The sequence below is a fragment of the Acinetobacter sp. HY1485 genome (assembly GCF_027568475.1).
Classification (GTDB): Bacteria; Pseudomonadota; Gammaproteobacteria; order Pseudomonadales; family Moraxellaceae; genus Acinetobacter.
In genome coordinates this window covers 42,494-68,952 of the sequence record NZ_JANKZG010000002.1, presented here as the reverse complement: position 1 = coordinate 68,952, position 26,459 = coordinate 42,494, and the positions used below count along the sequence as shown (strand labels likewise).

Here is a 26,459-nt window from a genome sequence, read left to right as displayed (position 1 = left end):
AGGATACAACCATGAGTAGTGCATTAACAGAAGAAGAGCAACTCAGCAAATTAAAGTCAGTAACAAAAAAATATGGCTCATCTGTGGCAACAGGTGTGCTTATTGCCGTGATTGCTTTTTTAGGCTGGAACTATTGGCATAAAAAAGATAACCGTGCATTAGAAAATGAAACTGCTCGTGTGCAACAAATGATGGATCAAGCTCCAAGTGCAGTGACAGATAAAACTGCGTTTGCCAATGTTGCAACACTTGCAGATACGGTAGTTAAAAAACAAAGCAATTCTGCACAAGCCATTCAAGCACAATTAGTGATGGCTAAAATTGACTTTGATAAAGCAGATTATGCGGCGGCTGAACGAGAACTGATGAAAGTTCAAGGCTCAACAGTTAAAGATGAGGGTTTAATTTCTTTAGTAAACCTACATTTGGCATATGCACAAACAGCACAAAAGAAATATGACGAAGCATTAAAGACACTTGATTTGATTAAAGTACCGTCTTTTGCAGCAACCGCAAATGAAGCGCGTGGTGATATTTTTGTTGAGCAAAATAACAAAGAAAAAGCACGTCAAGCGTATCAAGATGCATGGAAATTGGCAGTTGAACGTAAGCAAGAACGCCAAATTTTACAAATTAAACTCGAAAGTGTTGGTATTTTAGTTGATGATCCTGAAATTGATAACCCAATTTTAGATAAACAAGAGGATGCATCTTAATGAATATTAAAATACCTTTTGCATTTGCAATACTTACGGCTGCGCTGATGGGATGTTCAAGTCATCAACCCAAAGTAGAAAAAATTAAGCCGAATCCATTACCAAAATTGGTGCAAGCCAAACAATTGGTTCCTGTTTTTTCAACAAGTGTTTCTGCAACTGCTGAAAATGATCCGTTACGTTTACAAATGGCAACTGATAATAATATGTTGTTTGCTGTGGACCCTAAAGGAACGGTTGAAGCTTTTCAAAATAACAAACGTGTTTGGGCAACACAAACCACTAAAAAGCAAGGCTTAAGTGCAGGTGTGGTTGCAGGGCAAGGTATTGTTGTTGCGGGAAACCAAAAAGGTGAACTATTTGGTTTAGACCAACAAACAGGTCAGATTAAGTGGACGAGCCAATTATCTGCACCCATCATTGCACCATCACACATTCAGTTAGGGCGTGTGATTACGGTCAGTAATGATGGCAACGTGTATGCACATGATGCACAAACAGGGCAACAGCTTTGGGTCTATCATTTACCAAGTGTAGAATTTAGTTTACGCGGTCAAGCAGCGCCAATTGCATTAGATCCAAATAATGTGCTTGTGGCAACGGCAAATGGCTATGTGTACGGTATTGATGTAATTACAGGTGTTGCACGTTTACAACGTCAGGTTTCTGTTGCCGAAGGACGTACTGATGTCGCGCGTTTGAACGATGTTGTAGGCGATCCTGTGATGATGGGACAGTTTTTGGTAACAGCAGGCTATCAAGGACAGTTGACTGTTAATGATTTAGAGCAACAACGTGTGGTATGGAGTCAAGACGTAAGCAGTAGTAAACGCCCTGAAGTGACTCAAAAAGCTGTATATGCAACAACAACAGATGGAAAAATTCTCGCTTATGATTTGATCACAGGTGAGAAACTGTGGGAAAATACACAGTTATTACATCGTAACTTAAGCAACCCCGTTATGTTGGGTTCAGACCTTGTGGTTGGAGATTTAGATGGGGTGTTAAACCTTGTTGATCCAAGTACAGGTAATCTTATTGGTCGATCAAAAACCAAAGGAGATATTACTTCTTTGCGTGTCATTGATGGACAACTCTATGTTTCAACTCAAAAAGGCGCGTTAAGCGTTTGGCAGAATCGTTAATTTATGAAACCCGTTATTGCGCTCATTGGGCGTCCAAACGTCGGCAAGTCGACGTTATTTAACCAAATTACCAAAAGTCGTGATGCACTGGTTGCAGACTTTGCTGGTTTGACTCGTGACCGTAAATATGGTGATGCTGTTTATCAAAACAAATCATTTATTGTGGTTGATACTGGCGGTATTGGTGAAAGTGAGCAAGGGATTGATGCCTATATGGCAGAGCAATCTCAAACTGCTATTCACGAAGCAGACATTATTGTGTTTGTGGTGGATGCTCGTGCAGGCTTACTTGCTTCAGATGAGCAAATTGCGCGTGAACTACGTACTTTAGGTAAGAAAGTTTATCTTGTTGCTAACAAGGTAGATGGTGTACATGCAGAAGCAGCTGTCGTTGAGTTTTATAAACTTGGCTTTGGTGAGCCAATCCATGTTGCAGCAAGCCATGGTCGTGGTGTGGCGCAAATGCTTGAAGATGTTCTTGTAGATGTGCCTGAAGATGAGGACGCTGAAGAACTTGATAAGCAAACGGGTTTACGTTTAGCGGTGATTGGTCGTCCAAACGTAGGTAAATCAACATTGGTTAACCGTTTACTTGGTGAAGACCGTGTTGTTGTTTACGACATGCCGGGAACAACGCGTGATTCGGTTTATATTCCGTATGAACGTAATGAACGTCAATATACGTTAATTGATACTGCAGGTGTGCGTCGTAAAGGTAAAGTAGATGAAACGATTGAGAAATTCTCAATTGTAAAAACGCTACAAGCCATTAAAGATGCTCACGTTATTGTAGTGGTAATTGATGCGCGTGAAGGGATTGTTGAGCAAGATCTTCATTTAATTGGCTATGCGTTAGAAGCAGGTCGTGCGTTAGTGATTGCCATTAACAAATGGGACAACATGTCTGAGTATGACCGTAAGCAGGTTAAATCAGATGTAGATCGTCGTTTTGACTTTATTCCTTGGGCAAAAATTCACTTAATTTCTGCCTTACATGGTACAGGTGTGGGTGATTTATATCCATCTATTCACCGTGCATATGAATCTGCAAACTTAAAAGTGTCACCTGCAAAATTAACGCAAATTTTAAGTGATGCAACAGAAGCACATCAGCCACCAATGGTAAGTGGTCGTCGTATTAAAATGCGTTACGCGCATATGGGTGGACAAAACCCACCAACGATTGTGATTCATGGTAATAAAGTTGATAAAACGTCTGCAGATTATCGCCGTTACTTAGAAAATGTATTCCGTAAAGTATACAAACTTGAAGGAACACCTGTACGTATTGAGTTTAAAACGTCTAAAAATCCATTTGAAGGACGCAAAACGCAGTTAGATGAGCGCGTGGCTGCACGTCGTCGTCGTTATGTACAGAAATTCAAAAAAGCCGAAAAGAAATATAGAAGTTAATAAAAAAGCCCAAGTACCAGTGACTTGGGCTTTCTTTTACAAAAAAGTTGTTCGTATTATTTTTGTATCTAGACAGACTTGGTTATAATCCCATTTTTTGTAAAATATGGGGTGAGCGTGGAGTTACAGTTGCACATTGAGCAACTTTTTAAAAGTGTTGCCTCATCGGAATTTGAAGCATTGAAGGCTATTCCGCCTATGCAACGCCGTCGCCTCTCACCACTTGCAAAGCTTGCCTTAAATAGTGCGCTTAATGTTTTGCAGTATCATCAAGTAGACTATATTGTTTGGGCATCACAATTTGGTGATGAAGAAAAAACACTTAATATTTTAAAAGATATTCTCCAAGGTGAGCTTCCATCACCAACACAGTTTTCAACTTCTGTACATAATGCGATTGCAGGCTTATATTCGATCTTAAAAAAAGATGACACCATTTCTACAAGTTTAAGTGCAACATGGTCAGAAGCTATAGTAGATGCATATGCCTTTTTAAAAACCCATTCTGCTAAGAAAGCACTCGTAGTGTATTACGATTTTCCTATTCCAAATGTTTATACAGATTTAATGTCTTTTGAAGCATTTTCATTGGCAGGAATTGTTTCACTAGATCAACCCAATTTAATTTTAAATTTAAACCAAGTGGCGATGCTCAAGCGTGAGCGTGATGCAATTGATTTTGAAAATTTTTGGAGTAATCCTGAGTTAAAACATTCTCAACAGGGAGTGTGGCAAAGATGACATTAAAAAAGAAATTGAATTATGCTTGGCGCGTTGGTGCAACAGGTTTTAGCTTTGTAAGTTTTGGTCTTGGTGGTATTGCTATTGGAACTTTACTTGCACCATTAGTAAAACTTAAAACACAAGACAAAAAACAATGTACTGAAATTACTCAGCGTGTGATTCAGCAGAGTTTTCATGGCTTTGCCGAGATGATGGTAAAGCTAGGGATTATGACTTATGAAGTTGAAGGTTTAGAAAAACTTAAAAGCAGTGAGCAAGAGTTAGTTATTGCTAACCATCCTACATTGATTGATGTGGTACTTTTGATTGGCTCAATGAATAAAGCCAATTGTGTGGTTAAACAGGCGTTATGGAAAAATCCTTTTACGCGCGGTCCTGTACAAAATGCTAACTATATTTTAAATGCAGGCTCTGAGCAGTTTATGTATGATTGTGTGGCGCGTTTACACGAAAATGGTGCACCATCATTGGTTATTTTTCCTGAAGGAACGCGTACAGAAAAAAATCATCACTTAAATGATTTTCAGCGTGGCGCAGCAAATATTGCTTTACGTGCAAATGTGCCAATCCGTCCTGTTAAAATTACCTGTACGCCATCTACACTCACCAAAAATGAAAAGTGGTACCACATTCCAGATCAACCTTTTCATATTTCTATTCAAGTTCTAGATCCTATCTACGTAAAAGACATTATTCCTGATTTGAGCGTCACACCTAAAAATGTACGTTTATTAAATCAATACCTTTATCAATTTTTTGACCATGAGTTATCGAAGTAATGAGTAATCTTGCGACAGAATTAAAGCAAATGATTATTGATGTATTAGCACTAGAAGACATTAGTGTTGATGACATTGATGATACTGCACCACTATTTAATGAAGGTTTAGGGCTAGATTCTATTGATGCCTTAGAACTTGGTTTAGCACTTAAAAAACGTTACAACATTCATTTAAATGCTGAATCTGCAGATACGAAAAAATATTTCCAATCAATTGAAACACTTGTAGCGCTGGTAGAACAGCAAGGAACACGCTAGAGATATGAGCATGTTAACTGAAGACTATATTTTAAATCAGATGCGTGAGTGGATGGATGATTTATTTGAAATTCCGCCAAGCAAAGTAAATATGGATTCAAATCTTTATACAGATTTAGACGTAGATAGTATTGATGCGGTTGATTTGGTCGTAAAAATTAAAAACTTAACAGGTAAACAAGTGAAACCTGAAGATTTTAAAAATGTACGTACCGTGCGTGATGTGGTATTGGTCATTCAAAAAATGTCGGCAGAATGCGACGCTTAATTCAGCTATTGAGTGGTGTGCTATTGGTTGCTTATCCTTTTTTGATGGGATGGTGCTTGGCACATGGCTATTTATGGCAAGTGAGTAGCCTGCTTTTAGGGCTTGGAATTATTCGTCTTTTTACGCAAAAAAAGAGTGCCCTTGCACCTCTGACATGGCTTGCCATTTTATGTGGTGGGCTAAGTCTCATCATGCGTGAACATACATGGTTACAGTTTTATCCTATTGCCATGAGTTTAGGTGCTCTGAGTATTTTTGCTTATACGTTATATCGTCCACCTTCTATGATTGAACGCTTTGCACGTATGTTTGAGCCTGATTTACCACCACATGGCGTAATATGGACAAAGCAAGTGACCAAAGTGTGGTGTGTATTTTTTGCGTTAAATGCAACAGTGGCATTGATCACAGTTTTTATGTCGATGCACGCTTGGGTGCTGTATAACGGCTTTATTTCTTATTTAATTATGGGCGTGTTGTTAGCAGGTGAGTTCATTTTGCGTAAAAAACAACAACGAATTCACAATGAAACATGCTAATCAAATTTTATGTTGGGATGAACAATTACAGCAAATTACCTTTGCTGAGTTTTGGCAAGATGTAGCGCAACAAGCAGGCATACTTGCCAAGCATAGTGCTAAGACGATGGCATTATGGCAAACAGATAGCTATGACTTTTTAGTTTTATTTTTTGCTGTACTTGCTAGCAATAAAACCTTGATTTTACCTCCTCATCGTGTGGCACAACTTGAACAACAGTTTAAAGCACAAGATATTGTGTTTGTAGAACGTCAGGTTAGTACCAACCATTTAAGTGTTGAGTTAGAGCAATTAAAGCACGCTAAAATTGTATTTTTTACATCGGGCTCTACAGGTGAGCCAAAGCATATTGAGCGTACTTTACAGCAACTACTCAATGAAGTTGATGGTTTAAAAAATAGCTTTGACTTGCCTAAACATGCAGTTGCCATTGCCACAGTCAGCCATCAACATATTTACGGACTGTTGTTTAAGCTGTTATTGCCTTTAATGTCGGGCGGAAGTTTTTACCGTGAGCAATTGTTATATCCTGAATATGTGGTTCAGCTTCAAAAAAAATTAGTTGAAGCAGGAAAGCCACATTATTTGGTGTCTAGCCCTGCATTACTAAAACGCTGGGCATCTGATGTTTCTTTGGTTGAATGTTCCCAAGTGTTTTCATCGGGTGGGAAGTTGGATACGGGGATCCGTCCTAATATTAATGCCCCTATTACAGAAGTTTTGGGTAGCTCAGAAACAGGGGGAATTGCCCATCGACAAGCAGATGATGCACTATGGAAACCATTTAGCAATGTACAGGTTGATGTTGCTGAGCATCAACAGTTAAAAGTAAAAAGTAACCATGCACAAAGCCGAGATTGGGTACTGACAGGCGACTGTATAGACCTAAATATAAACGGTACATTTAAATTATTAGGTCGGATTGATCGTATTGTAAAACTTGAAGAAAAGCGTTTAAGTTTAGATGCAATCGAACAGACCGTTTTACAACTTTCCGAAATTGAGCAGTGTCATGTGTTGATTATTGAACATGAACAACGGCAGATGTTGGCATGTGTTGCAGTTTTGGCGGAACACGATATAAACAAAGCAACTGTAGTAAATCATATAAAAAACCAACTAAGCTCAATGCTTGAAAAAATTGCTATTCCACGCCGTTGGCGTTTTTTGTCTAAGCTTCCGATTAACACACAATCAAAACTCAATAAAAAGGACTTAAAGGCCTTGTTTAAACCGATGATGCATCCAGTTGTTTTATCTAAAAACATTAAAGATGAACAACATATTTTTGAACTTGAGTTTCCTGTGGAACTAGAGTGTTTTAAAGGACATTTTCCCAATCAACCGATTTATCCTGGTGTGGGACAAATCGCGTTTGTTGATGCATTTTCACGTCAAATTTGGTCGGATTTATTGTGGTGTGCAGGCTATGAGCAACTTAAATTTCAAGAAGTGATTCAACCGCATCAAATTGTAGAGCTTGCTTTATCACGCAAGGCGCATAAAGTGATTTTTAAAATAACAGCAGGCGAAAAAACCTTAGCATCAGGGCGTTTTTTGTTTGAGTGCCAATCATGAAAATAGCATTTATTATTCCTGTTTATAACCATCCGCATTATTTAAATGCTTTGATTGAGCATTTAAAAACATATGCATTACCCATTATTTTAATTAACGATGGCAGTGATGAAGAAACAACAACGATTTTAAAAACCTTTGCTCAGGACGTGGTGCTTGTTGAACATGCACAGAATATGGGGAAAGGGCAAGCTGTGATGACGGGTATACAAAAAGCAAAAGCATTAGGTTGTTCGCATGCTCTACAGCTTGATGCTGATGGACAGCATTGTTGGGAAGATATTCCTCAGTTTTTAAAAGCCACTGAACAAAACCCAAATGCGATGGTGATTGGAAGTCCTATATTTGATGCTTCTGTGCCAAAAAAACGTTTGTACGGACGCTATGCCACTCATATTTGGGTATGGATTAATACGTTATCGTTAGAAATTAAAGATAGTATGTGTGGGTTTCGAGTTTATCCTATTGAAAGCACAGTAAAGCTCATGTCGCAATATAAGCTTCGTCCACGGATGGGGTTTGATAGTGAAATTTTAGTTCATTTAAAATGGCAAGGTGTACCGTTTATTAATATTCCGACATCTGTGGTTTATCCTGAAAATGGGATATCACACTTTAAAGTGTGGGAAGATAATGTGGAGCTATCTAAGATGCATGCCACTTTATTTGCAGGAATGCTATGGCGTTTACCTCAACTTTTAAAGCAAAAAGTAAAAGGTCGCTAATGTCTGCCCCACGTTGGAATGAGTTAAAAGAGCGAGGTGGCATGTTGCCACTCATGCTTATTTTATGGATGTACCGTTTAGGTGGGCGTTGGCTCATTCATGTGGTGTTGTATTTTATTGTGTTATGGTATTGGTTATTTGCCCGTTATGCACGTCAAGCCTCGTTAGATTATTTGCAACGGCTACATACATTTGCAGGCAAAGCATCGCCGTTTAAACATTTGCCCACAAGTGTAAATACCTATACGCATCTTATGAGTTTTTCCCAAGCAATTTTGGATAAAATAGAAGGATGGATGGGAAAATTTTCATCACAAGACCTTCAAATTGTTGGACATGAGCATTTAAATAAGCACTATCAAAAAGGGTTGGTTTTAGTCGTATCACACTTTGGCAATATTGAATTGTTGCGTGCCATTAAAGCAGAACATCAACAAAAAATTAATGTATTGGTTTATCAAAAACACGCTTCAGATTTTAATAAATTTCTAAAAAAGATTAGCAATAAAGCCAATATTAATTTAATCCCTGTAGATGAGTTAGGGCTTGAAACTGCCATTATTTTAGAAGAAAAACTTGCTTTAGGTGAATGGGTACTCATAGCAGCAGACCGTGTACCTGTGCATTCTAACCGTACAGTTGAAGTTAATTTTTTGGGTGAAAATGCGTTGTTCCCACAAGGGGCTTGGGTGTTGGCAAACTTACTTAAAGCCCCTGTGGTGACGGCTTTTTGCTATCGTACAAGCCAAGCCGTTGAGGTACATATTCACCCAATTGCAGATCAATTGAATTTTCCGCGTCAAACACGCCAACAAGCCTTACAAGCTGTAACCACACAGTATGTACGGTTGCTTGAACAACATTGTATACGTGCACCGTATCAGTGGTTTAATTTTTATTATTTTTGGAATAAGTAACAATGCAAATAGTTGGAGAGCAGTTGCTCACGATTGAACATGTGGTGGCAATTGCTAAAAATCAATGTAAAGTTGCTTTGCCTGAAAGTACGGTATGGCAAGAAAAAATTCAAAAGGGTGTCGATTTTTTAGATCAGCTTTTACAAGAAGAAGGCGTGATTTATGGGGTGACCACAGGTTATGGTGACTCCTGTTTGGTAAGTGTGCCGTTGCATCAAGTAAACGAGTTACCTTTACAGTTATCGCGTTTTCATGGTTGTGGGTTAGGTGAAAATTTAGATATTACAACCGCACGTGCCGTGGTGGTGACAAGATTATGCTCGTTAGCACGTGGATTTTCGGGCGTATCTTTAGCACTACTTGAACGCTTGGTGTGGATGCTCAATGAAAATATTATTCCTGTGATTCCATCTGAAGGTTCAGTGGGAGCAAGTGGTGATTTAACGCCGTTGTCTTATATTGCAGGTGCTTTGGCAGGTGAGCGTGATGTTTATGCCAACGGTAAAATTGTGCCAATTGCGCAAGTGTATCAAGAGTATGGTTTAGACCCAATTGTCCTACGCCCAAAAGAAGGCTTAGCATTGATGAACGGCACTGCTGTAATGACAGCAATTGCATGTTTAAATTATAAAAAAGCAGAACAAATTGGTTTAGCAAGTACGATGATTACGGCACTCAATGTATTGGCATTAGAGGGAAATCCAAGCCATTTTGATGAAGTTCTATTTGCACAAAAACCACATGTGGGGCAACAACATATTGCGCGTCAATTACGTGAATTTTTAGCCTTTGAGTCAGATACTCAACATCAAAGCTCACGTTTACAAGATCGCTATTCACTACGTTGTGCACCGCATGTGATAGGGGTATTTGAAGATTCTAAAGTGTGGTTACGTCAGTTTATTGAAAATGAACTTAATTCAAGCAACGATAATCCATTGATTGACCCGATTGAACAACGCGTTTTGCATGGTGGACACTTTTATGGTGGGCACATTGCTCAAGCGATGGATAGCTTAAAATTGATGATGGCAAATATTGCAGATTTAATGGATCGTCAAATTGCACAATTAGTTGATCATAAAATGAATCATGGTTTGCCACGTAATTTAACAGGGGCAAGTGCCGAGCGTTTACCGCTTAATCATGGATTTAAAGCTGTACAAATTGCAGTTTCGGCATGGACAGCCGAAGCACTCAAGCATACGTTGCCTGCTTCTATTTTTTCGCGTTCTACCGAGTGCCATAATCAAGATAAAGTGAGCATGGGAACGATTGCTGCGCGTGATGCCACAAGAACAATTGTACTCACTGAACAGGTTATTGCTGCTTTAAGCTGTGCTGCTGTACAAGCGATTCATTTAAAACAAGTTGACGTTACACCTGCTTTACAAAACTTTATTGATTGGACAAAACAAACCTTCAATTTGGTAGAAGAAGATCGTCCATTACAAGCTGAGTTACAAGAATTGGTTGATCGTTTAGAAGATTTAACGCTTTTAACACAATGGGAGCAAAACCATGCATGCGGATGTTGAAATTGAAATTCCCTTTCATGATGTGGATACCATGAATGTGGTGTGGCATGGACATTATATTAAATATTTTGAAATTGCTCGTTGTAAATTATTAGATCAATTTAGCTATAACTATAATGATATGTTTGCATCAGGTTATGCTTGGCCAGTGATAGAAAGTCATGTGCGATATATTTACGGTATTGAGTTTATGCAAAAAATTCGAATCCGTGCTGTTTTAAAAGAATGGGAAAACCGTTTAAAAATTGATTATTTGATTTTTGATGCATCGACAGGAAAGCGTTTAACTAAAGGTTATACCACCCAAGTGGCAGTAAATATGCAAACACGAGAATTATGTTTAGAGTCACCTAAAGTTTTATTTGAACGTTTACAGGCGTGGGATGGTTTTGTGGAGAATAACGCATGAAAAAAATATTATTTGCCTTATGTTTGGGTCTGAGTATGCCAATTTTGCATGCAGAACCTACACAAGCAATTTTTCAGCAATTAGCACAAACCTCGCTTGTGCGTGCACATTTTGAACAGCAAAAGAAATTAGTTTCGTTAAATAAGACCTTTAGCTCACAAGGCGAGATTTTGTTTAATAGACAACAGGGCGTATTGTGGCAAATCAAAAAACCTGTACAAGCAGATTTAGTGGTAACGCCAAAAAAATTAGTGCAAAAAACCCAACGTACATTGAGCGAAATTAATGTTCAACAATCGCCGTATGGGTCTGTTGCCACATTATTTTTACAGTTGATGGCAGGTGACCAAGCTACGCTTACACAAAATTTTAATATAACGCATGTAGAAAATACATCTAAAGGTTGGCAAGTTCAATTAACTCCCAAAAATACATTGTTTAAAAAGTTATTTACACAAGTAGATGCCCAAGGTGGACAGTACGTCAATCAAATTGTATTACAAGAAAAAGATGGTAATACCACCACCATTCGCTTTAGTCAGCAAAACTCGCAACCTATGAATGTACAAGAAAATGAACTTTTCAAATTGGCAAAATAAACTTACAGCCGTTTGGATTGTTTTATTGGTTGTAACGAGTCTGTGTTTAGGTTTGGCATGGCTAAATAAATCGATCCATATTCAAGCGAACATCTTTGCGTTATTGCCAGAAAAACAACAGCAGGCAGGTTTGCAAGAAACACAAAACTACATGAGCGATCAGCTTAATCAAAAAGTTTTTGTGGTGTTAGATGCAAATAACGAAAAAGCACTTAATGATGCAACCAATAAGTTAACGCAGGCTGTTCAGCATACCCAGCTATTAAAACCATTACAGCATCAATTTGATGTGGAAAAGTTTGGTAAAGTTTTATTTGAGCACCGTGCAGGACTTTTAAGTACACAAGATAAAACATTACTTAAACAGCAAGATTATGCTGCTTTAGGCGAACAAAGTGTTTTGCAAATGATGAGTCCCGGAATGCCGATAACAGCAGACCTACTTAAGCAAGACCCGTTGTTGTTGTTTCCACGTTATGCCATGGGGTTAAGCCAGCTCCAAACACAGCAAAATGTGCAGTTAGAGCAAGGCTTTGCCACCATTCATGATGAAAAAGAACACTCTCGCTTAATAGTATTGGACTTAAAAAATAGTCCTTACAATATTGAATATCAAGAAAGTGTGATGGCATGGGTTGAACAGCAAAAAACGGCATTATCAGGTGTGAAAAGTCACTGGACAGGAACGCTTATTTTTGCAAGTTTTGGAACAAAATCGGCACAAGAAGAAATCTCGACCATTGGTTTAGGGTCAAGTTTAGGGCTTATTTTTTTAGTTTGGTTTGGCTTTCGTTCATTACGCCCAATGCTCACCGAGTTTATAGCAGTCAGTAGTGGTTCTATTGTTGCGTTTGCTGTAACACATCTTATTTTTAACGAAATTCATATGATTACGCTTGTGTTTGGTGCAAGTTTAATTGGTGTGTGTGTCGACTTTTCTTTTTACTTTATGGCGTTGCAATCACAGCACCGTAAACATGATGGCTTTACGATTTTAAAACCACTTTTGCCTAGTTTGTTTATGGGCTTAATGACCACCATTGTGGCGTACTTAGCATTAAGTTTTTCGCCGTTTCCGGGGTTTAGGCAAATTGCGGTATTTTCGATGGTCGGGCTTGCCGCAGCATGGGTAACGAGTATTTTATTATTACCAAGATTGCCTGCACTGAATGCTGAACCTGCATTAAAACGTTTGGCATTTATTGGCAATATACGGGATCGTTTTCAGCAGAATAAACCTGTGTACTATGGTGCAATCGTCGTAATTTTAATGAGTGGTGCATGGGGCATGACACATTTAAAAATTAATGATGATGTGCGTAACTTGCAAAGTATGGATGCCACACTTAAAGCTGAAGATGCTTATGTACGAGAACGCTTTGCACAGCCTCAAACCACCAATTATTTTATTGTACAAGGCGAAAATACCGAACAACAACTGATTAGTCAGCTTGAAGCATTAAAAGTACAAGGCAAAGTTCAAAATATTCAAGCCTTAGGGCAATGGCTACCATCAACTGAGCAACAGCAACAAAACAAAGATTTACTGCTGAGTATTCCTAAAGATGCATTAGTTGAATACGCCCATACGCTAGAGTTACCTGTGCAAAATGTCTTAGATTGGCAACAACACATTAAAACAATGCCATTACTCACGGTTCAGGATATTCAAGCACATCCACTTGCATTTTTACAACCAAAAGCAAGCGTACGTTTGGTGTTAGTACAAGGCGATGCACAAGTACTCAAGGCATTACAAACGCCAAATATTCAGTTTCAACAACCTATTCAGACCATGTCCGATATGTTTAAAGCACATCGCCAACAAGCGACATGGTTGCTTATTTATGCACTGATTGGTTTAGGTGTTGGATTGGGTCTTATTTACGGTGTGCGTTCGGTTATTCCGCTTATTTTGCCTGTGAGTATGGCACTGTTAACCACATTTGCTATTCAAGCATTCATCGGTGTAGAAATTAATTTATTTAGCTTGATGGGTACATTTTTAATTATTGGGATTGGGGTAGATTACGCTATTTTTTACCGTCATGGACATGACCATGCCAAAGTAGTGGGAATGGCATTATTTTTATGTATGTTATCGACATTGCTAGGTTTTGGGCTGTTGTCTTTTAGTCATACCTATGCCATTCATTGTTTTGGACTTACGGTATTGTTAGGCGTTGTCTTTGCTTTTATCTATGCCACTTTATTTACGGTCTCTGACCAACACCACCAAGTATTAACGCATTTAAAAAAAGGATCATCTTGTGATTGAACAAACAGATGTTGTGATTATTGGTGCAGGACCATCAGGGAGTTCTGCATCGGCATTGTTACGCCAAAAAGGCTACAACGTGGTGGTGTTGGAGCGTCAGCATTTTCCACGCTTTAGTATTGGGGAGTCATTACTTCCTCAAGCGATGGTTTTTTTGGAAGAAGCAGGCTTATTGCAAACTGTACGCGATCATGTGGATGAGTTTGCTTTTCAATATAAAAATGGTGCAAGTTTTTTACGGGGTGATGAGCGTAGTTTTTATGACTTTCGTGAAAAATTTACCGATGGTCCGGGTACAACATGGCAGGTTAGACGTGCCAATTTTGATCATTTACTTGCACAAGGTACACAAGCACAAGGTACAGATTTACGGTTTGGGCATGAGGTGCTTGAGGTTGATGTAGAGCAAGCACAACCCTTACTCACGGTTAAAGATGAGCAAAATAATACTTACCAAATTCAAGCTAAATTTTTGCTTGATGCAAGTGGCTTTGGGCGTGTATTACCAAAACTACTTGATTTAGAAAGCCCATCAAATTTTCCTGTACGCCGTGCTGTGTTTACGCATATTGAAGATGGGATTACTGAAAATTTTGATCGAGAAAAAATCTTAATTACGGTACATGAAAAAGACCACCGTGCTTGGTATTGGACCATTCCTTTTGCAGATGGACGCTCATCTTTTGGGGTTGTAGCAGAGCAAGATTTTTTTGATGCTTATGGCTTTGATGAGTGCACACCTGAAGAATTATTGAAAAAGATTTTAGCAGATGACCCTGCCTTGTCTGATGTTTTAAAAAATGCCAAGTTTGATACGTCTGTCCGTACATTGGTGGGATATGCAGCCGATGTAAAACATCTTGCCCAAAATAATTATGCGTTACTTGGTAATGCTGGTGAATTTTTAGATCCTGTATTTTCTTCGGGCGTGACGATTGCACTTAAATCTGCAAGTTTGGCAGTGCCGTTGGTGGAGCGTGTATTACAAGGCGAGCAAGTCAATTGGTTAGAAGAATATGAAAAGCCATTACGTGCAGGCATTGATGTATTTCGTGCTTATGTAGAAGGTTGGTATACGGGTGAGTTTCAGGATATTGTTTTTTCAACTTACCAGCATAAAAATCCACAAATTCGTAACATGATCTCTTCGCTTTTGGCAGGTTATGCATGGGATGCAACAAATCCAATTCATAAAAATGCCAAACGCCGTTTAAGCACTATTGCAGAGTATTGTCGTGAAGGTGAGCATGAGACTTCTTAAATATCTAGCTATCAGTATCATGTTGGCAGGGTGTCAGCTTCCGGTGGCAAAGGGTTTGCAAAATTCTGCTTGGCAAGTACAGCAGTATCAACGCCAAGATCAACTTGAGGTACAGTGGAAAAATAAAAGTTTTAGCTTTTTGCTGTATCAACAACAGCAAGGCAAACAGTTATCTATGGTTGCTCTGAGCTTAACAGGGCAACAGCTATTTAAACTCAATTTTGATGGCAATACCGTAAAGGTTGAACAACGCATCGATGCAATGAAGTTATTGCCTTTTAATTTTTTAGTACGTGATATTTTGTTTGCAACGTATCCAAACTTTATGCCCGTGAATACGCAAATCAAACAAAACAATGCAACTCGTGAAATTGATATTCAAGGTGTGCATGTGCTCAATATACAGACTCAAACTGAACAGGTCACATTAAATAATATACAAGTGCCTTATAGCATTGTGTTTAGTGCCATACCTGAAGGATTAGACCCGTGAAGCCTGTTGGAATTGCATGTAGTGCAAGCTTATCAAGCTTAGGGAAAAATATAAAACAGGCACTTACTACCGATCAAATGATGCTGACGTCTAGAGATGATTTGCTCATTGATCAATCTGTATTGGTAGGTGCATATCAAGGTGAAGTATTTAGTGGTCAGCTTGCTCCTGCAGTAGCATATATTGACTCACGAAATTTTCGTTTAGCACTGACTGCTCTTGAACAGATGAATCTTGCAGAACATACCGCACATGTCTCAAAAACAAGACTTGCAATTGTGATGGGGACGTCAACTTCGGGGATTGCCGATAACGAACCTGCTTTGAAACAACGTTTTGATAATCCAAACGTAAAAGTATCTTATAAAAAACAAGAAATGGGCTGTTTAGCGCGTGGCTTACAAACTTATTTGGGGTGGCAAGGTATTGCTTATACGATTTCAACCGCCTGTTCTTCTAGTGGAAAAGCCTTTGCCGCAGGGCAACGTTTAATTAATGCAGGTTTAGCCGATGCCGTATTGGTGGGGGGTGTAGATACGCTTTGCCAATTAACGCTGAATGGTTTTAATAGTTTAGAAAGTTTATCCAAAACGCAGTGTACGCCGTGTGGCACTCATCGAGATGGGATTAATATTGGAGAATCTGCAAGCCTATTTTTACTGACCAAAGAACAAGCACCTGTAATGTTGATGGGTTGTGGTGAATCTATGGATGCTTGGCATATTTCTGCACCACATCCTGAAGGAGCAGGTGCACAATCCGCTATGCAACGTGCGTTAGACAGTGCTCAACTTCAGGCATCTAGCATTGACTATCTTAACTTGCATGGTACGGCAACACCTCAAAATGATGCGATGGAAATTAAGGCCGTACGTCAAGTTTTTGGTTCAAACGGTGTCAATATTAGTAGTACAAAGCATAAAACAGGACATTGCTTAGGGGCAGCAGGGGCTTTAGAAGCCTATATTTGTCACCAAATTTTACTTGAACAAACATGGTTGCCTTTGCATCAAACAGGTGAAATTGATTGTGAACTTTTAGATCAATCTTATGTGAAAGATGCTGTGCTGAAACAGCCTATCCATTATGCAATGAGCAATTCTTTTGCTTTTGGTGGTAGCAACGTTAGTTTAATTTTTGGAACATCATGAAAGCAGTAGATTATATCCCGCATGCTACACCAATGGTATTTGTAGATGATATTGTGGCAGTGGGTGATGAGTGGATTGAAACCACATTAAATATTACTTCTGAGTTAATGTTTGTAGCCGAACGAGGTTTACCGACTTGGGTAAGTATTGAAATTATGGCACAAACTATTAGTACTTATGCAGGGCTACAAGGTCAAAAGTCTGACCGAGCACCAAGAGTGGGTTTTTTGCTTGGAACACGAAAACTCAATTTGCCCGTGCCTTATTTTGACTTAGGAACAACACTTAAAATTCGTGCTGAACGCCAATACATACATGAAGGCTTGGGGCAGTTTTTATGTGAAATTGAATATCAGCAACATTATATATCTGCACTGCTAAGCGTGTATGAACCAGAACAATAGGAATTAATATGACAAAACGTATTTTAGTCACGGGCTCTAGCCGTGGTATTGGGCGTGCAATTGCATTACAACTTGCTCAAGCAGGATTTGATATTACTGTCCATGCGCGCTCACGTTTGGCAGAAGCAGAGCAAGTGGTGCAAGAAATCCGTACTTTGGGGCGTGAAAGCCATACATTGATGTTTGACGTAAATGACCGTGAAAAATGTAAAGCGCTTCTTGAGCAAGAAATAGAACAATACGGGGCATTTTATGGCGTAGTTTTAAACGCAGGTTTAACACGCGATGCGGCGTTTCCAATGTTAGAAGATAATGATTGGGATGAAGTAGTATCTACATCACTCAATGGGTTTTACAACATTATTAAACCATTAATTATGCCAATGATTCACCTACGTAAAGGTGGACGTATTGTCACATTGTCGTCTGTTTCGGGCATGATGGGTAATCGTGGACAAGTCAATTATAGTGCTGCAAAAGCAGGCTTAATTGGTGCAACAAAAGCTCTGTCTTTAGAACTTGCAAAACGTAAAATTACGGTGAACTGCGTTGCTCCAGGTTTAATTGAAACCGAAATGGTAACAGAAGAAGTAAAAGAACACGCCATGAAAATGATACCAATGCAACGCATGGGGCAAGTAGAAGAAGTGGCAAGTTTGGTTAAATTTCTGTGTTCTGACGAAGCTTCTTACATTACCCGTCAGGTGATTTCTGTCAATGGCGGTATGGTGTAATGAAACGAGTCGTAATTACAGGTATGGCAGGCATTACCTCATTGGGTGAAACCGCGGATGAGATTTTTTCTAACTTTGAAGCCAAAAAAAATGGGATACGTTACATGCCCGAATGGGACGTATATCCCGATTTACGTACACGTCTAGGCGGTGCCATCGACCAATTTACCATTCCATCTCATTTTACGCGTAAAGTCATGCGCGGTATGGGACGTGTGGCACTGATGTCAGTTATTAGTGCAGAAAAAGCATTAGAAGATGCACAATTATTAGATGACCCGATTATTAAAAGTGGTGAAACAGGCGTAGCTTACGGCTCATCGGCAGGGAGTGTAGACGCTGTTTGCGAAATGGGCAGAATGGTGCTTGAGCAGACAATGGATAAGATGAATGCAACCACTTATATTCGCATGATGGCACATACGAGTCTTGTCAATATGACGGTTCATTTTGGTATTAAAGGATTGTCATTACCAACGTCAAGTGCGTGTACGTCGGGTTCTATGTCTATTGGTCAAGCCTATGAGGCGATTAAATATGGCAAGCAAACGGTGATGCTTGCAGGCGGTGCAGAAGAGTTGAGTGCACCAAGTGCAGGTGTATTTGATGTATTAATGGCAACGAGTGGAAGTAACGACACACCTGAGCAGTCGCCACGTCCGTTTGATGCAAATCGTGATGGGCTTGTGGTAGGTGAAGGTGCAGGCTGTTTAATTTTAGAAGAATTAGAACACGCTAAAGCCCGTGGTGCAAAAATTTATGCTGAAATTATAGGGTATGGTAGTAATAGCGATGGCACGCACGTGACACGTCCAGACCAAAATAGTATGGCACATTGCATGAAATTGGCTTTAAAAGATGCACAGATTTCGGCAGATCAAATTGATTATGTCAATGCACATGGTACAGCAACCGATCATGGTGACGTAGCAGAAACACAAGCTACCCAAGAAGTTTTAGGCTTTAAACCGATTAGTTCCCTAAAAAGCTATTTTGGGCATACGTTAGGCGCTTGTGGTGCTGTGGAAGCATGGCTCAGTGTTGAAATGATGAAACGCCAGAAATTAATCCCCACGCTTAATTTAACGCACGTTGATCCGCTATGTGGCAAGTTAGATTACATTGTTGATCAATTACGTGATGTACAAGCACACATTGTGATGACCAATAATTTTGCCTTTGGTGGCATTAATACCTCTATTATTTTAAAAAACTACGAAGGAGAGAACCATGTTTAAAAAACTATTTACAGCAGGGATGCTTTTAATTGGTACAACAGGTGTATATGCAGCAGATCATGCGCATCAATTTGATTTTAATAGTGCTGTACAACGTGCTGTGGCAGATGGAACTTTAGATGGCAGTGTAAAGTTTTATTTAGCAGGTAATAAAACAGGTGGCAAGCTGATTCAAGCGAATGTTGTGACCAATAAAAAAACAAATGGGTTTGCCAAATCCGCTGAAGAGTCTTGTGATTGGGTACTTCGTTCTGCTTTGATTCAGCTACAAAATACTGCCCAACAACGTGGCGGAAATGCAGTGACCAATATAGTGAGTTACTACAAATCAAAAGAAATGAGAAGTACGACAAGTTATGAATGTCATAAAGGAATGGCAGTCACAGGATTGGCGTTAAAAGGCAACATTGTCAAATTTTAGTAAAAAAAAGATTGCAAAAAACTCTATATTTCTTTAAATATAGAGTTAAACTTAATAATAAGAAACGGAAGTACTACAACAAAAAGGGTATATTTATGCTGAGCACGCATCACGAACACAGTCTCGCAGGCTATACACATGGCGCAAATATCATGAAAATTGATCATATGCGCGATCAAATTGATGAGATAACAGGCATTATTTATTCTCAAATTTTTAAAATGCGTTCAGTTATTCCATTGCATATGTCTTTGTTAATTCCACGTACGTCTGAGTTAAAACCAACAGTTGTTTATTTTCCAGGAGGTGGATTTACTTCGGCAGATTACGAAAAATTTATCGAAATGCGTATGGCATTAGCTCATGCTGGTTTTGTTGTGGCATCAGTTGAATATCGAGTAGTACCGCATACATTTCCTGCACCTGTGATTGATGCAAAAGCAGCAATCCGTTATTTAAAAAAGCATGCCGTACATTTAGGAATTGATCCAAAACGTATTGGTGTAATTGGGGATTCTGCAGGTGGATGGCTTGCTCAAATGGTAGCCACCACTGCAAAAGAAAAAGAATATGAACAAGGCGACTTTTTAAATCAAACTACAGATGTACAATCTGTTGTATCTTTGTATGGTATTTCAAGCTTATTAAATATCAGTGATGGTTTTTCTGAGAAACTCCAAAAAGTACATGAATCACCTGCATCAACAGAAGCGCTGTTGGTGAATGGGGTTGCATTTAAAGAGTTTGCAGGTGCTTCTATTTACGAATGCGATGATAAAGCACTTAAAGCAAGCCCGATTGAGCATATTAAAGGTAAGTTACCGCCGTTTCTAATTATGCATGGTAGTGCAGATAGCTTGGTTTCACCTCAACAAAGCGCACAGCTGTATAATGCACTTAAAGCACAAGATAGTCCTGCACATTATATTTTGGTTGAAGGAGCAGAGCATGGTAGTGCTCATTGGTTCCAACCTAAAATTATAGATTGTGTAGTACAATGGTTTAATCAAACGCTTGCGCAAACGCCAAATCAGCCTGTATATCGTCCGACAGACGAACATTGCTGTTTATAAAATAAAAATAAGTACGTATGATAACCTTTTATCGTGCGTACTTTTATGATTTACCTACAATATAAAAAAATTACCAATTTACTTCATTTACCTGATCAGGGTAATTTGCGTCTAAATATGCAACAGCGTGAACAGCTACGGAATTATCGAGATACACAACTTCAAGAGCAATGTTGCCAACCGCTCATCATCACAAAAAATGAATTTGATAAACCAATAAGCCCACAAATTGCATTTAATCACTCACATAGTCAGCAATACTATGCATTAGCGTATAGTCATGATGTTAAACAGCTTGGTGTTGATATTGAAGATTTTTCACGAAATGTACGTATGCAAGCGCTTGCCGAGCATTATTTTCATGCAGAAGAAATTGAAACATGGCAGGCTTTAAATGAAGATCGTACGTTTTGGTTTAAGGTATGGACAATTAAAGAAGCAGTGCTTAAAGCGCATAGTTTAGGTATTCGCCTAGATTTAAGAACGTTAAACACGCAAGCGCATCCAACTCAAATGTACGGTACAGTAACGCATCCAAAATTAGGGCAGTTTTTTTATCAGAATATTACGCTAGCGCACTCTATGCTTACAGTAGCGGCAGAACAAAAAATAGCTGTAAGTTGGGCATAAAAAAACAGCATCCGAAGATGCTGTTTAATTGAATTAAGGAATATCTTCTTCTTCAAACTCTGGTTTTACTTGCACAATAAAGTCTTGACGGTTAAGACCACGCCAAAGTGCAAATGCTGTACCAATATAAATAGAAGAGTACGTACCGACAAAAATACCCACAAATGTTGCAACAGAGAACCAATGTAAACCATCACCACCTAAGAACATCATTGCAACCACCACAAGTACCAAAGTCATAGACGTATGGAATGTACGGCGCAATGTTTCTGTTAGTGCAATATCTACAACTTCTCTTGGAGATGCCCCACGGATTTTACGGAAGTTCTCACGAATACGGTCAGACACTACGATGTTATCATTAAGTGAAAAGCCCATTACCGCAAGGACAGCAGCTAAAACAGTGAGGTCAAATGGCCACTGCATTAAGGCAAAAATACCTAAAATGGCAATCACATCGTGGAATAATGACAGCACAGCACCCATTGCAAGTTTAAACTCAAAGCGAATGGTGACATAAATCAGCATCAGTACCAATGCAAGAGCAATTGCCCCCGCCGAACGTACATATAGTTCGTTACCTACTTGACCGCCAACAGAATCAACTTTATGTAGTGTTGCCACGTTATTTGGCAGTTGTACTGCTTTGGTTAACGTATTATTTAAATCTTCAACTTTGATGTCCTGTACAGGCATACGAATAAGCAAGTCGCTATTACTGCCTAGCGTTTGTACCACAGCATGTTTAAAACCTGATTGTTCTAATGCTGAGATCACTTGATCTTGCTCTGCTGCTTTTTGATAGGTCACTTCAGCTGCAATACCACCTGTAAAATCTAAACCTAAATTTAGACCTTTGAAGCAGATAAAGAACAGACTAGCCAACGTAATTAAGATAGAAATGATTGCCGCAGGTTTGGCAATTTTCATGAATCCAATAATACGTTCGTTGTCTGGGCGAGTGTAATTTTCTTGTTGAGTCGTTTTGGTCATAGCAATCTCCTTACATACTCAACTTGGTTAAATTACGACGCTTACCATAAATGAGCTGTACAATTGCACGCGTTACGGTAATAGCAGTAAACATTGAACATACAATACCAATCATCAGGGTAACGGCAAATCCTTTAATTGGACCTGTACCCAACGCAAACAAAATAAACGCAACAATAAATGTGGTTAAGTTTGAGTCAAAAATGGTGTTATATGCACGGTCATAACCTGCCACAATGGCTTGTTTAGGTGATGCACCCCATCGCATTTCTTCGCGGATACGCTCACAAATGAGGACGTTGGCATCTACCGCAATGGCAATGGTAATTACAATACCTGCAATACCCGGTAAAGATAACGATGCACCAATCCAAGACATGAACGTTAAAATCATGGCAAGGTTAAACACAAGTGCAAAGTTTGCGATTAAACCAAATAAGCGGAAGAACACAACCATCCAAATGGCAACCAAAATAAAGCCAACTTCGGTTGATAAAATACCTTTATCGATGTTTTCTTGACCAAGACTTGGTCCCACAACACGTTCTTCTACAAAGTACATTGGCGCAGCAAGCGCACCAGAACGTAACATAAGTGAAAGTTCAGCTGCTTCTTGGGGTGAGCTTAGTCCTGTAATACGGAACTGTGAACCTAATACTTGTTGAATGGTTGCTGCATTAATCACAACAGATTCGGTATAAGGTGTGCGTACTTCTGTTTGTACGTTAGTTGTTGGGTCGGTTACATATGAGATTTTTTGCTTATTCTCAATAAATAATACCGCCATACGTTTGCCCACAGCACGGCGTGTTGCATCAGACATCAACTTACCACCTGCGCTATCTAAGGTAATATTAACCTCAGCACCGCCTGAATCTTGGCTTAAACCTGATGATGCATTTTGAACACGTTCACCTGTGAGGATACGGTTACGTTGTAATAATAACTGACGACCACTATCAAGCGATTGATAGGCAAAAACTTCTGTTCCTGCTGGTATTGGCTGTTCGTTGTATTTACCTGTGTAACTATTAATATACTGATCGTTTTGATCTGCAACTAAACGAAACTCAAGGTTTGCTGTACGTCCTAAAACACGTTTTGCTTCTGCTGTATCTTGTACACCCGGCAATTCAACCACAATACGGTTGTTACCTTCGCTTTGTACCACAGCTTCTGCAACACCTAACTCATTAATACGGTTACGTAATGTGGTTAAGTTTTGGTTAACTGCATAAGATTGAATTTCTTGACGGCGTGCATCGGTATAAGTGAGCTGAACAATAGGACCATCGGCATTAACAAGTGCTTGTTGCGTAAAGTCTGCACTGTTACGGCGTAAGAAACTCATTGCGCTATCGCGGTCTGTATTGTTTGCAAATGCAACCGTAATCACATTGTTATTGAGTGATAAGTTATTAAATTTAATGTTGTTGTCACGGAATTGACGGCGCAAGTCTGTGCTTGAGGTTTCCATACGTTGGCTAAGTGCCTTGTCCATATCCACTTCAAGTAAGAAGTGAACACCACCACGTAAATCTAGCCCTAATTTCATTGGTTTTGCACCAATTTTTTGAAGCCATTCTGGAGTGGTTGGTGCAAGGTTAAGTGCAACCACGTAGTTATCGCCTAAACCACGACGTAATGCATCTTGCGCTTTAAGCTGGGTGGTTGAGTTACCCAAGCGGATCAGTGCTGCATTATTGGTAAAGCTATTGTCGTGACTAACAATATTATCGTTTTTTAAAATTTGCTCTGCTTTTTGTAAAATAGACTGGTCAATCGTTGTTCCAGCCTTTGCCCCTGAAATCTGAACGGCAGGTTCATCTGGGTACAAACTTGGCAGTGCGTATAAGGTGCTGATAATCAGTACAAAAATAATCAGCACGTATTTCCAAGCTGGGTAACGCATTTGCTATCTTCTTAAAATGAGAAAGTCGTGCATGGCACGACTTGGGTAAAAATTACAGGCTATCTAAAGTACCTTCTGGAAGTACAGAAATGACACTTGAACGTTGAATTTTAATTTCTACGCCACGGCTGAGTTCTACTGCTGCATAGTCGCCTTCAATTTTTTTGATACGACCCATTAAGCCACCCGCAAAAACAACTTCGCTACCAACGCCCAAACTTTCAATTAAAGCACGGTGTTCTTTGGCACGTTTAGATTGAGGACGCCAAATTAAAAAGTAAAAAATGGCAATAAAAACAGCAATCATACCAAAGTTAGCAATCATGCTTGGCTGCTGTGCGGCACCTTCAGCGGCGTGAGCAGTAGAGATAAACAAGCTCATTTAAGTTTCCTAAAAGTATTAAAATTATGATGCAATTTACATGGTCTTGTATGTAATCGCAAATGATTAAGGGCAGGCAGGAACGTCAAGTCCACGGCGTGCATAGAAGTCTGCAACAAATTCGTCAAATGTGCCTGCATCAAGTGCATCACGCATATTTTCGGTTAAGCGTTGGTAGTAACGTAAGTTATGGATTGTACCAAGCATTGACCCAAGCATTTCGCCACATTTTTCGAGGTGGAATAAATACGCACGGGTAAAGTTTTGGCACGTATAACAATCGCAATGTGGGTCAAGTGGGGTTTGGTCATGGCGGTATTTACTGTTACGAATACGCACTAAACCGTCTGTAACAAAGTAGTGTCCATTACGTGCGTTACGGGTTGGCATAACACAGTCAAACATATCCACACCACGGCGTACTGCTTCTACGATGTCTTCAGGTTTGCCGACACCCATCAAATAACGTGGTTTATCGCTTGGCATTTTTTCAGGAAGATAATCTAATACTTTGATCATCTCATCTTTAGGTTCACCCACAGACAAGCCACCAATGGCATAGCCATCAAAACCAACATCAAGTAGTCCTTTTAAAGACTCATCACGTAAGTCTTCGTACATACCACCTTGAATGATGCCAAACAATGCATTTGGGTTTTCATTTTTTTGATGTTGATCTTTACAACGTTTTGCCCAGCGTAAGCTCAGTTGTAATGATTCTTGTGCTTGTTGATGTGATGCAGGATAAGGCGTACATTCATCAAAAATCATCACGATATCTGAATTTAACGTATGCTGAATATCCATTGAAATTTCAGGCGATAAAAACACTTTTGAACCGTCAATCGGTGAGCGGAACGTCACACCGTCTTCTTTAATTTTACGCATAGCACCCAAGCTAAACACTTGGAAACCGCCTGAATCTGTTAAGATTGGTTTATCCCATTTCATAAAGCCGTGTAAACCACCGTGTTCTTTAATGACGTCTAACCCCGGACGTAAATAAAGATGGAAGGTATTGCCCAATACGATTTGTGCTTTAATGCCTTCAATGTCGCGTGGCAACATGCCTTTTACCGTACCGTATGTGCCTACAGGCATAAATACAGGTGTTTCTACCACGCCATGTTCAAGCGTTAAACGCCCACGGCGCGCACGACCTGACTGACCTAATTTTTCAAATTTCATGTTAAACCCACATCAAGGCGAAAAAACAGTTCGCTGATAAAAAAGGAGTATTTTCCTAGATTATGCTGATGAGTACCACCCCTGTTTTGTAAGACTTAATGGAAGTTTGGACGATATTGAAAATTTTGGTTCATCACAGGGTCTCTAAACGGACGGATGGGGCGTTTAGATAGCGTGAGTGTGTTGATTATATTATTTGGAAAAACCTGAATTTGATTATTAAAAAACTCAACATTACGGTTAAAAATACTCAAAGATGCTGCCACATTGTCATTTTGCTGTTGAATTTCATGCATCATCGTTAAATAAACTTGATCTGCTTTAAGTTCAGGATAGTTTTCTACCACCATATTCAGTTTATGCATCACATCATGATTGAGTTGTTCAACGTGTTGCAGTTGTGATGTGTCAGTACGGCTTAAATTAAGATTCATAATTTGCTGACGTAACGCCGTAATTTGTGTGAGCGTGTGTTGTTCAAACTGAGTGTATTGCTGTAATTTTTCTTCAAGTTGTTCAAGCGTACGGACTTTTTTTAATTCAAAATTGGTGACATCTGACCAAGAGCGTTGCGTGGCATTTAAATGTTTTACAATAGTATTGCGGATATAAATGCTCCATACAATGAGGGCGACAATAAGTCCGATAAAAATAAGCATGATGTTTCCTT

Annotated in this window: 29 protein-coding genes; 24 read left to right on the top strand and 5 right to left on the bottom strand. The window is 39.3% G+C overall.

Annotation, left to right across the window (positions count from 1 at the left end):
- Positions 1-11: 11 nt before the first annotated feature.
- The 24 genes from PCI70_RS02200 to PCI70_RS02085 all read left to right on the top strand — a co-directional run bounded on the left by PCI70_RS02200 (position 12) and on the right by PCI70_RS02085 (position 21,314).
- Positions 12-716, top strand: a complete 705-nt coding sequence (locus PCI70_RS02200; protein WP_269913720.1) for a YfgM family protein — start codon at positions 12-14, stop codon at positions 714-716.
- Positions 716-1,861, top strand: coding sequence for an outer membrane protein assembly factor BamB (gene bamB, locus PCI70_RS02195; protein ID WP_269913719.1), 1,146 nt, complete (start codon positions 716-718; stop codon positions 1,859-1,861). The genes PCI70_RS02200 and bamB overlap by 1 nt, the downstream gene beginning before the upstream one ends.
- Before the next feature lie 3 nt (positions 1,862-1,864).
- The gene (gene der / locus PCI70_RS02190; RefSeq protein ID WP_269913718.1) at positions 1,865-3,274 is read left to right on the top strand and encodes a ribosome biogenesis GTPase Der; all 1,410 of its coding nucleotides are present in this window, start codon (positions 1,865-1,867) and stop codon (positions 3,272-3,274) included.
- A gap of 117 nt (positions 3,275-3,391) precedes the next feature.
- Positions 3,392-4,015, top strand: coding sequence for a beta-ketoacyl synthase chain length factor (locus PCI70_RS02185; RefSeq protein ID WP_269913717.1), 624 nt, complete (start codon positions 3,392-3,394; stop codon positions 4,013-4,015).
- On the top strand, positions 4,012-4,797 hold the full coding sequence (locus PCI70_RS02180) for a lysophospholipid acyltransferase family protein (RefSeq protein WP_269913716.1): 786 nt from the start codon (positions 4,012-4,014) through the stop codon (positions 4,795-4,797). Before PCI70_RS02185 ends, PCI70_RS02180 begins: the two co-directional genes overlap by 4 nt.
- Positions 4,797-5,057 (top strand): phosphopantetheine-binding protein, encoded by a 261-nt coding sequence (locus PCI70_RS02175; RefSeq protein ID WP_269913715.1) that lies wholly within the window; start codon positions 4,797-4,799, stop codon positions 5,055-5,057. Before PCI70_RS02180 ends, PCI70_RS02175 begins: the two co-directional genes overlap by 1 nt.
- A gap of 10 nt (positions 5,058-5,067) precedes the next feature.
- Positions 5,068-5,325, top strand: a complete 258-nt coding sequence (locus PCI70_RS02170) for an acyl carrier protein (RefSeq protein WP_442865147.1) — start codon at positions 5,068-5,070, stop codon at positions 5,323-5,325.
- Positions 5,313-5,864, top strand: a complete 552-nt coding sequence (locus PCI70_RS02165) for a Clp protease (RefSeq protein WP_269913713.1) — start codon at positions 5,313-5,315, stop codon at positions 5,862-5,864. The genes PCI70_RS02170 and PCI70_RS02165 overlap by 13 nt, the downstream gene beginning before the upstream one ends.
- Entirely contained in the window at positions 5,851-7,443 is a 1,593-nt protein-coding gene (locus PCI70_RS02160) for an AMP-binding protein (RefSeq protein WP_269913712.1), read from the top strand. The genes PCI70_RS02165 and PCI70_RS02160 overlap by 14 nt, the downstream gene beginning before the upstream one ends.
- Complete coding sequence (locus PCI70_RS02155; protein WP_269913711.1) at positions 7,440-8,168, top strand: glycosyltransferase family 2 protein; 729 nt, start codon at positions 7,440-7,442, stop codon at positions 8,166-8,168. The genes PCI70_RS02160 and PCI70_RS02155 overlap by 4 nt, the downstream gene beginning before the upstream one ends.
- The gene (locus tag PCI70_RS02150) at positions 8,168-9,085 is read left to right on the top strand and encodes an LpxL/LpxP family acyltransferase (RefSeq protein ID WP_269913710.1); all 918 of its coding nucleotides are present in this window, start codon (positions 8,168-8,170) and stop codon (positions 9,083-9,085) included. The genes PCI70_RS02155 and PCI70_RS02150 overlap by 1 nt, the downstream gene beginning before the upstream one ends.
- A 2-nt stretch (positions 9,086-9,087) precedes the next feature.
- Positions 9,088-10,623, top strand: a complete 1,536-nt coding sequence (locus PCI70_RS02145; RefSeq protein WP_269913709.1) for an HAL/PAL/TAL family ammonia-lyase — start codon at positions 9,088-9,090, stop codon at positions 10,621-10,623.
- Positions 10,607-11,032 carry an acyl-CoA thioesterase gene (locus tag PCI70_RS02140; RefSeq protein ID WP_269913708.1) on the top strand — a complete coding sequence of 142 codons (426 nt, stop codon included), beginning with the start codon at positions 10,607-10,609 and terminating at the stop codon, positions 11,030-11,032. Before PCI70_RS02145 ends, PCI70_RS02140 begins: the two co-directional genes overlap by 17 nt.
- Positions 11,029-11,631, top strand: coding sequence for a LolA family protein (locus PCI70_RS02135; RefSeq protein ID WP_269913707.1), 603 nt, complete (start codon positions 11,029-11,031; stop codon positions 11,629-11,631). The genes PCI70_RS02140 and PCI70_RS02135 overlap by 4 nt, the downstream gene beginning before the upstream one ends.
- Entirely contained in the window at positions 11,606-13,909 is a 2,304-nt protein-coding gene (locus PCI70_RS02130) for an MMPL family transporter (RefSeq protein ID WP_269913706.1), read from the top strand. Before PCI70_RS02135 ends, PCI70_RS02130 begins: the two co-directional genes overlap by 26 nt.
- Positions 13,902-15,170, top strand: coding sequence for an NAD(P)/FAD-dependent oxidoreductase (locus PCI70_RS02125; RefSeq protein WP_269913705.1), 1,269 nt, complete (start codon positions 13,902-13,904; stop codon positions 15,168-15,170). Before PCI70_RS02130 ends, PCI70_RS02125 begins: the two co-directional genes overlap by 8 nt.
- On the top strand, positions 15,157-15,663 hold the full coding sequence (locus tag PCI70_RS02120) for a DUF3261 domain-containing protein (protein ID WP_269913704.1): 507 nt from the start codon (positions 15,157-15,159) through the stop codon (positions 15,661-15,663). Before PCI70_RS02125 ends, PCI70_RS02120 begins: the two co-directional genes overlap by 14 nt.
- Positions 15,651-16,814, top strand: coding sequence for a beta-ketoacyl-ACP synthase (locus tag PCI70_RS02115; protein WP_269913993.1), 1,164 nt, complete (start codon positions 15,651-15,653; stop codon positions 16,812-16,814). The genes PCI70_RS02120 and PCI70_RS02115 overlap by 13 nt, the downstream gene beginning before the upstream one ends.
- The gene (locus PCI70_RS02110) at positions 16,811-17,218 is read left to right on the top strand and encodes an ApeP family dehydratase (protein ID WP_269913703.1); all 408 of its coding nucleotides are present in this window, start codon (positions 16,811-16,813) and stop codon (positions 17,216-17,218) included. Before PCI70_RS02115 ends, PCI70_RS02110 begins: the two co-directional genes overlap by 4 nt.
- 8 nt (positions 17,219-17,226) lie before the next feature.
- Positions 17,227-17,952 (top strand): 3-ketoacyl-ACP reductase FabG2, encoded by a 726-nt coding sequence (locus PCI70_RS02105; protein WP_269913702.1) that lies wholly within the window; start codon positions 17,227-17,229, stop codon positions 17,950-17,952.
- Positions 17,952-19,190: a beta-ketoacyl-ACP synthase gene (locus PCI70_RS02100; RefSeq protein ID WP_269913701.1), complete on the top strand. Its 1,239-nt coding sequence runs from the start codon at positions 17,952-17,954 to the stop codon at positions 19,188-19,190. Before PCI70_RS02105 ends, PCI70_RS02100 begins: the two co-directional genes overlap by 1 nt.
- Positions 19,183-19,611 carry an excinuclease gene (locus tag PCI70_RS02095; RefSeq protein ID WP_269913700.1) on the top strand — a complete coding sequence of 143 codons (429 nt, stop codon included), beginning with the start codon at positions 19,183-19,185 and terminating at the stop codon, positions 19,609-19,611. The genes PCI70_RS02100 and PCI70_RS02095 overlap by 8 nt, the downstream gene beginning before the upstream one ends.
- Positions 19,612-19,706: 95 nt before the next feature.
- Complete coding sequence (locus PCI70_RS02090; protein ID WP_269913699.1) at positions 19,707-20,684, top strand: alpha/beta hydrolase; 978 nt, start codon at positions 19,707-19,709, stop codon at positions 20,682-20,684.
- Positions 20,685-20,729: 45 nt separating this feature from the next.
- A complete protein-coding gene (locus tag PCI70_RS02085; RefSeq protein WP_269913698.1) occupies positions 20,730-21,314 on the top strand; it encodes a 4'-phosphopantetheinyl transferase family protein in 585 nt (194 codons plus the stop codon).
- A 33-nt stretch (positions 21,315-21,347) separates the two neighbouring features.
- Here PCI70_RS02085 and secF read toward each other — a convergent pair whose 3' ends face one another.
- The 5 genes from secF to PCI70_RS02060 all read right to left on the bottom strand — a co-directional run bounded on the left by secF (position 21,348) and on the right by PCI70_RS02060 (position 26,448).
- On the bottom strand, positions 21,348-22,307 hold the full coding sequence (gene secF, locus PCI70_RS02080; RefSeq protein WP_269913697.1) for a protein translocase subunit SecF: 960 nt from the start codon (positions 22,305-22,307) through the stop codon (positions 21,348-21,350).
- A gap of 10 nt (positions 22,308-22,317) precedes the next feature.
- The gene (gene secD, locus PCI70_RS02075; protein ID WP_269913696.1) at positions 22,318-24,219 is read right to left on the bottom strand and encodes a protein translocase subunit SecD; all 1,902 of its coding nucleotides are present in this window, start codon (positions 24,217-24,219) and stop codon (positions 22,318-22,320) included.
- 52 nt (positions 24,220-24,271) lie between these two features.
- Positions 24,272-24,601, bottom strand: coding sequence for a preprotein translocase subunit YajC (yajC, locus tag PCI70_RS02070; RefSeq protein ID WP_269913695.1), 330 nt, complete (start codon positions 24,599-24,601; stop codon positions 24,272-24,274).
- A gap of 66 nt (positions 24,602-24,667) precedes the next feature.
- Entirely contained in the window at positions 24,668-25,789 is a 1,122-nt protein-coding gene (tgt, locus tag PCI70_RS02065) for a tRNA guanosine(34) transglycosylase Tgt (RefSeq protein ID WP_269913694.1), read from the bottom strand.
- Between the two features lie 95 nt (positions 25,790-25,884).
- Positions 25,885-26,448: a LemA family protein gene (locus PCI70_RS02060; RefSeq protein ID WP_269913693.1), complete on the bottom strand. Its 564-nt coding sequence runs from the start codon at positions 26,446-26,448 to the stop codon at positions 25,885-25,887.
- Between the last annotated feature and the right edge of the window lie 11 nt (positions 26,449-26,459).

Bases quoted from the DNA above. Each gene is read 5' to 3' on its own strand.
- PCI70_RS02200 (WP_269913720.1), top strand. From the start codon at position 12: ATGAGTAGTGCATTAACAGAAGAAGAGCAACTCAGCAAATTAAAGTCA.
- bamB (WP_269913719.1), top strand. From the start codon at position 716: ATGAATATTAAAATACCTTTTGCATTTGCAATACTTACGGCTGCGCTG.
- der (WP_269913718.1), top strand. From the start codon at position 1,865: ATGAAACCCGTTATTGCGCTCATTGGGCGTCCAAACGTCGGCAAGTCG.
- PCI70_RS02180 (WP_269913716.1), top strand. From the start codon at position 4,012: ATGACATTAAAAAAGAAATTGAATTATGCTTGGCGCGTTGGTGCAACA.
- PCI70_RS02175 (WP_269913715.1), top strand. From the start codon at position 4,797: ATGAGTAATCTTGCGACAGAATTAAAGCAAATGATTATTGATGTATTA.
- PCI70_RS02170 (WP_442865147.1), top strand. From the start codon at position 5,068: ATGTTAACTGAAGACTATATTTTAAATCAGATGCGTGAGTGGATGGAT.
- PCI70_RS02165 (WP_269913713.1), top strand. From the start codon at position 5,313: ATGCGACGCTTAATTCAGCTATTGAGTGGTGTGCTATTGGTTGCTTAT.
- PCI70_RS02160 (WP_269913712.1), top strand. From the start codon at position 5,851: ATGAAACATGCTAATCAAATTTTATGTTGGGATGAACAATTACAGCAA.
- PCI70_RS02155 (WP_269913711.1), top strand. From the start codon at position 7,440: ATGAAAATAGCATTTATTATTCCTGTTTATAACCATCCGCATTATTTA.
- PCI70_RS02150 (WP_269913710.1), top strand. From the start codon at position 8,168: ATGTCTGCCCCACGTTGGAATGAGTTAAAAGAGCGAGGTGGCATGTTG.
- PCI70_RS02145 (WP_269913709.1), top strand. From the start codon at position 9,088: ATGCAAATAGTTGGAGAGCAGTTGCTCACGATTGAACATGTGGTGGCA.
- PCI70_RS02140 (WP_269913708.1), top strand. From the start codon at position 10,607: ATGCATGCGGATGTTGAAATTGAAATTCCCTTTCATGATGTGGATACC.
- PCI70_RS02135 (WP_269913707.1), top strand. From the start codon at position 11,029: ATGAAAAAAATATTATTTGCCTTATGTTTGGGTCTGAGTATGCCAATT.
- PCI70_RS02130 (WP_269913706.1), top strand. From the start codon at position 11,606: ATGAACTTTTCAAATTGGCAAAATAAACTTACAGCCGTTTGGATTGTT.
- PCI70_RS02120 (WP_269913704.1), top strand. From the start codon at position 15,157: ATGAGACTTCTTAAATATCTAGCTATCAGTATCATGTTGGCAGGGTGT.
- PCI70_RS02110 (WP_269913703.1), top strand. From the start codon at position 16,811: ATGAAAGCAGTAGATTATATCCCGCATGCTACACCAATGGTATTTGTA.
- PCI70_RS02105 (WP_269913702.1), top strand. From the start codon at position 17,227: ATGACAAAACGTATTTTAGTCACGGGCTCTAGCCGTGGTATTGGGCGT.
- PCI70_RS02100 (WP_269913701.1), top strand. From the start codon at position 17,952: ATGAAACGAGTCGTAATTACAGGTATGGCAGGCATTACCTCATTGGGT.
- PCI70_RS02095 (WP_269913700.1), top strand. From the start codon at position 19,183: ATGTTTAAAAAACTATTTACAGCAGGGATGCTTTTAATTGGTACAACA.
- PCI70_RS02090 (WP_269913699.1), top strand. From the start codon at position 19,707: ATGCTGAGCACGCATCACGAACACAGTCTCGCAGGCTATACACATGGC.
- PCI70_RS02085 (WP_269913698.1), top strand. From the start codon at position 20,730: ATGATTTACCTACAATATAAAAAAATTACCAATTTACTTCATTTACCT.
- secF (WP_269913697.1), bottom strand. From the start codon at position 22,307: ATGACCAAAACGACTCAACAAGAAAATTACACTCGCCCAGACAACGAA.
- secD (WP_269913696.1), bottom strand. From the start codon at position 24,219: ATGCGTTACCCAGCTTGGAAATACGTGCTGATTATTTTTGTACTGATT.
- yajC (WP_269913695.1), bottom strand. From the start codon at position 24,601: ATGAGCTTGTTTATCTCTACTGCTCACGCCGCTGAAGGTGCCGCACAG.
- tgt (WP_269913694.1), bottom strand. From the start codon at position 25,789: ATGAAATTTGAAAAATTAGGTCAGTCAGGTCGTGCGCGCCGTGGGCGT.
- PCI70_RS02060 (WP_269913693.1), bottom strand. From the start codon at position 26,448: ATGCTTATTTTTATCGGACTTATTGTCGCCCTCATTGTATGGAGCATT.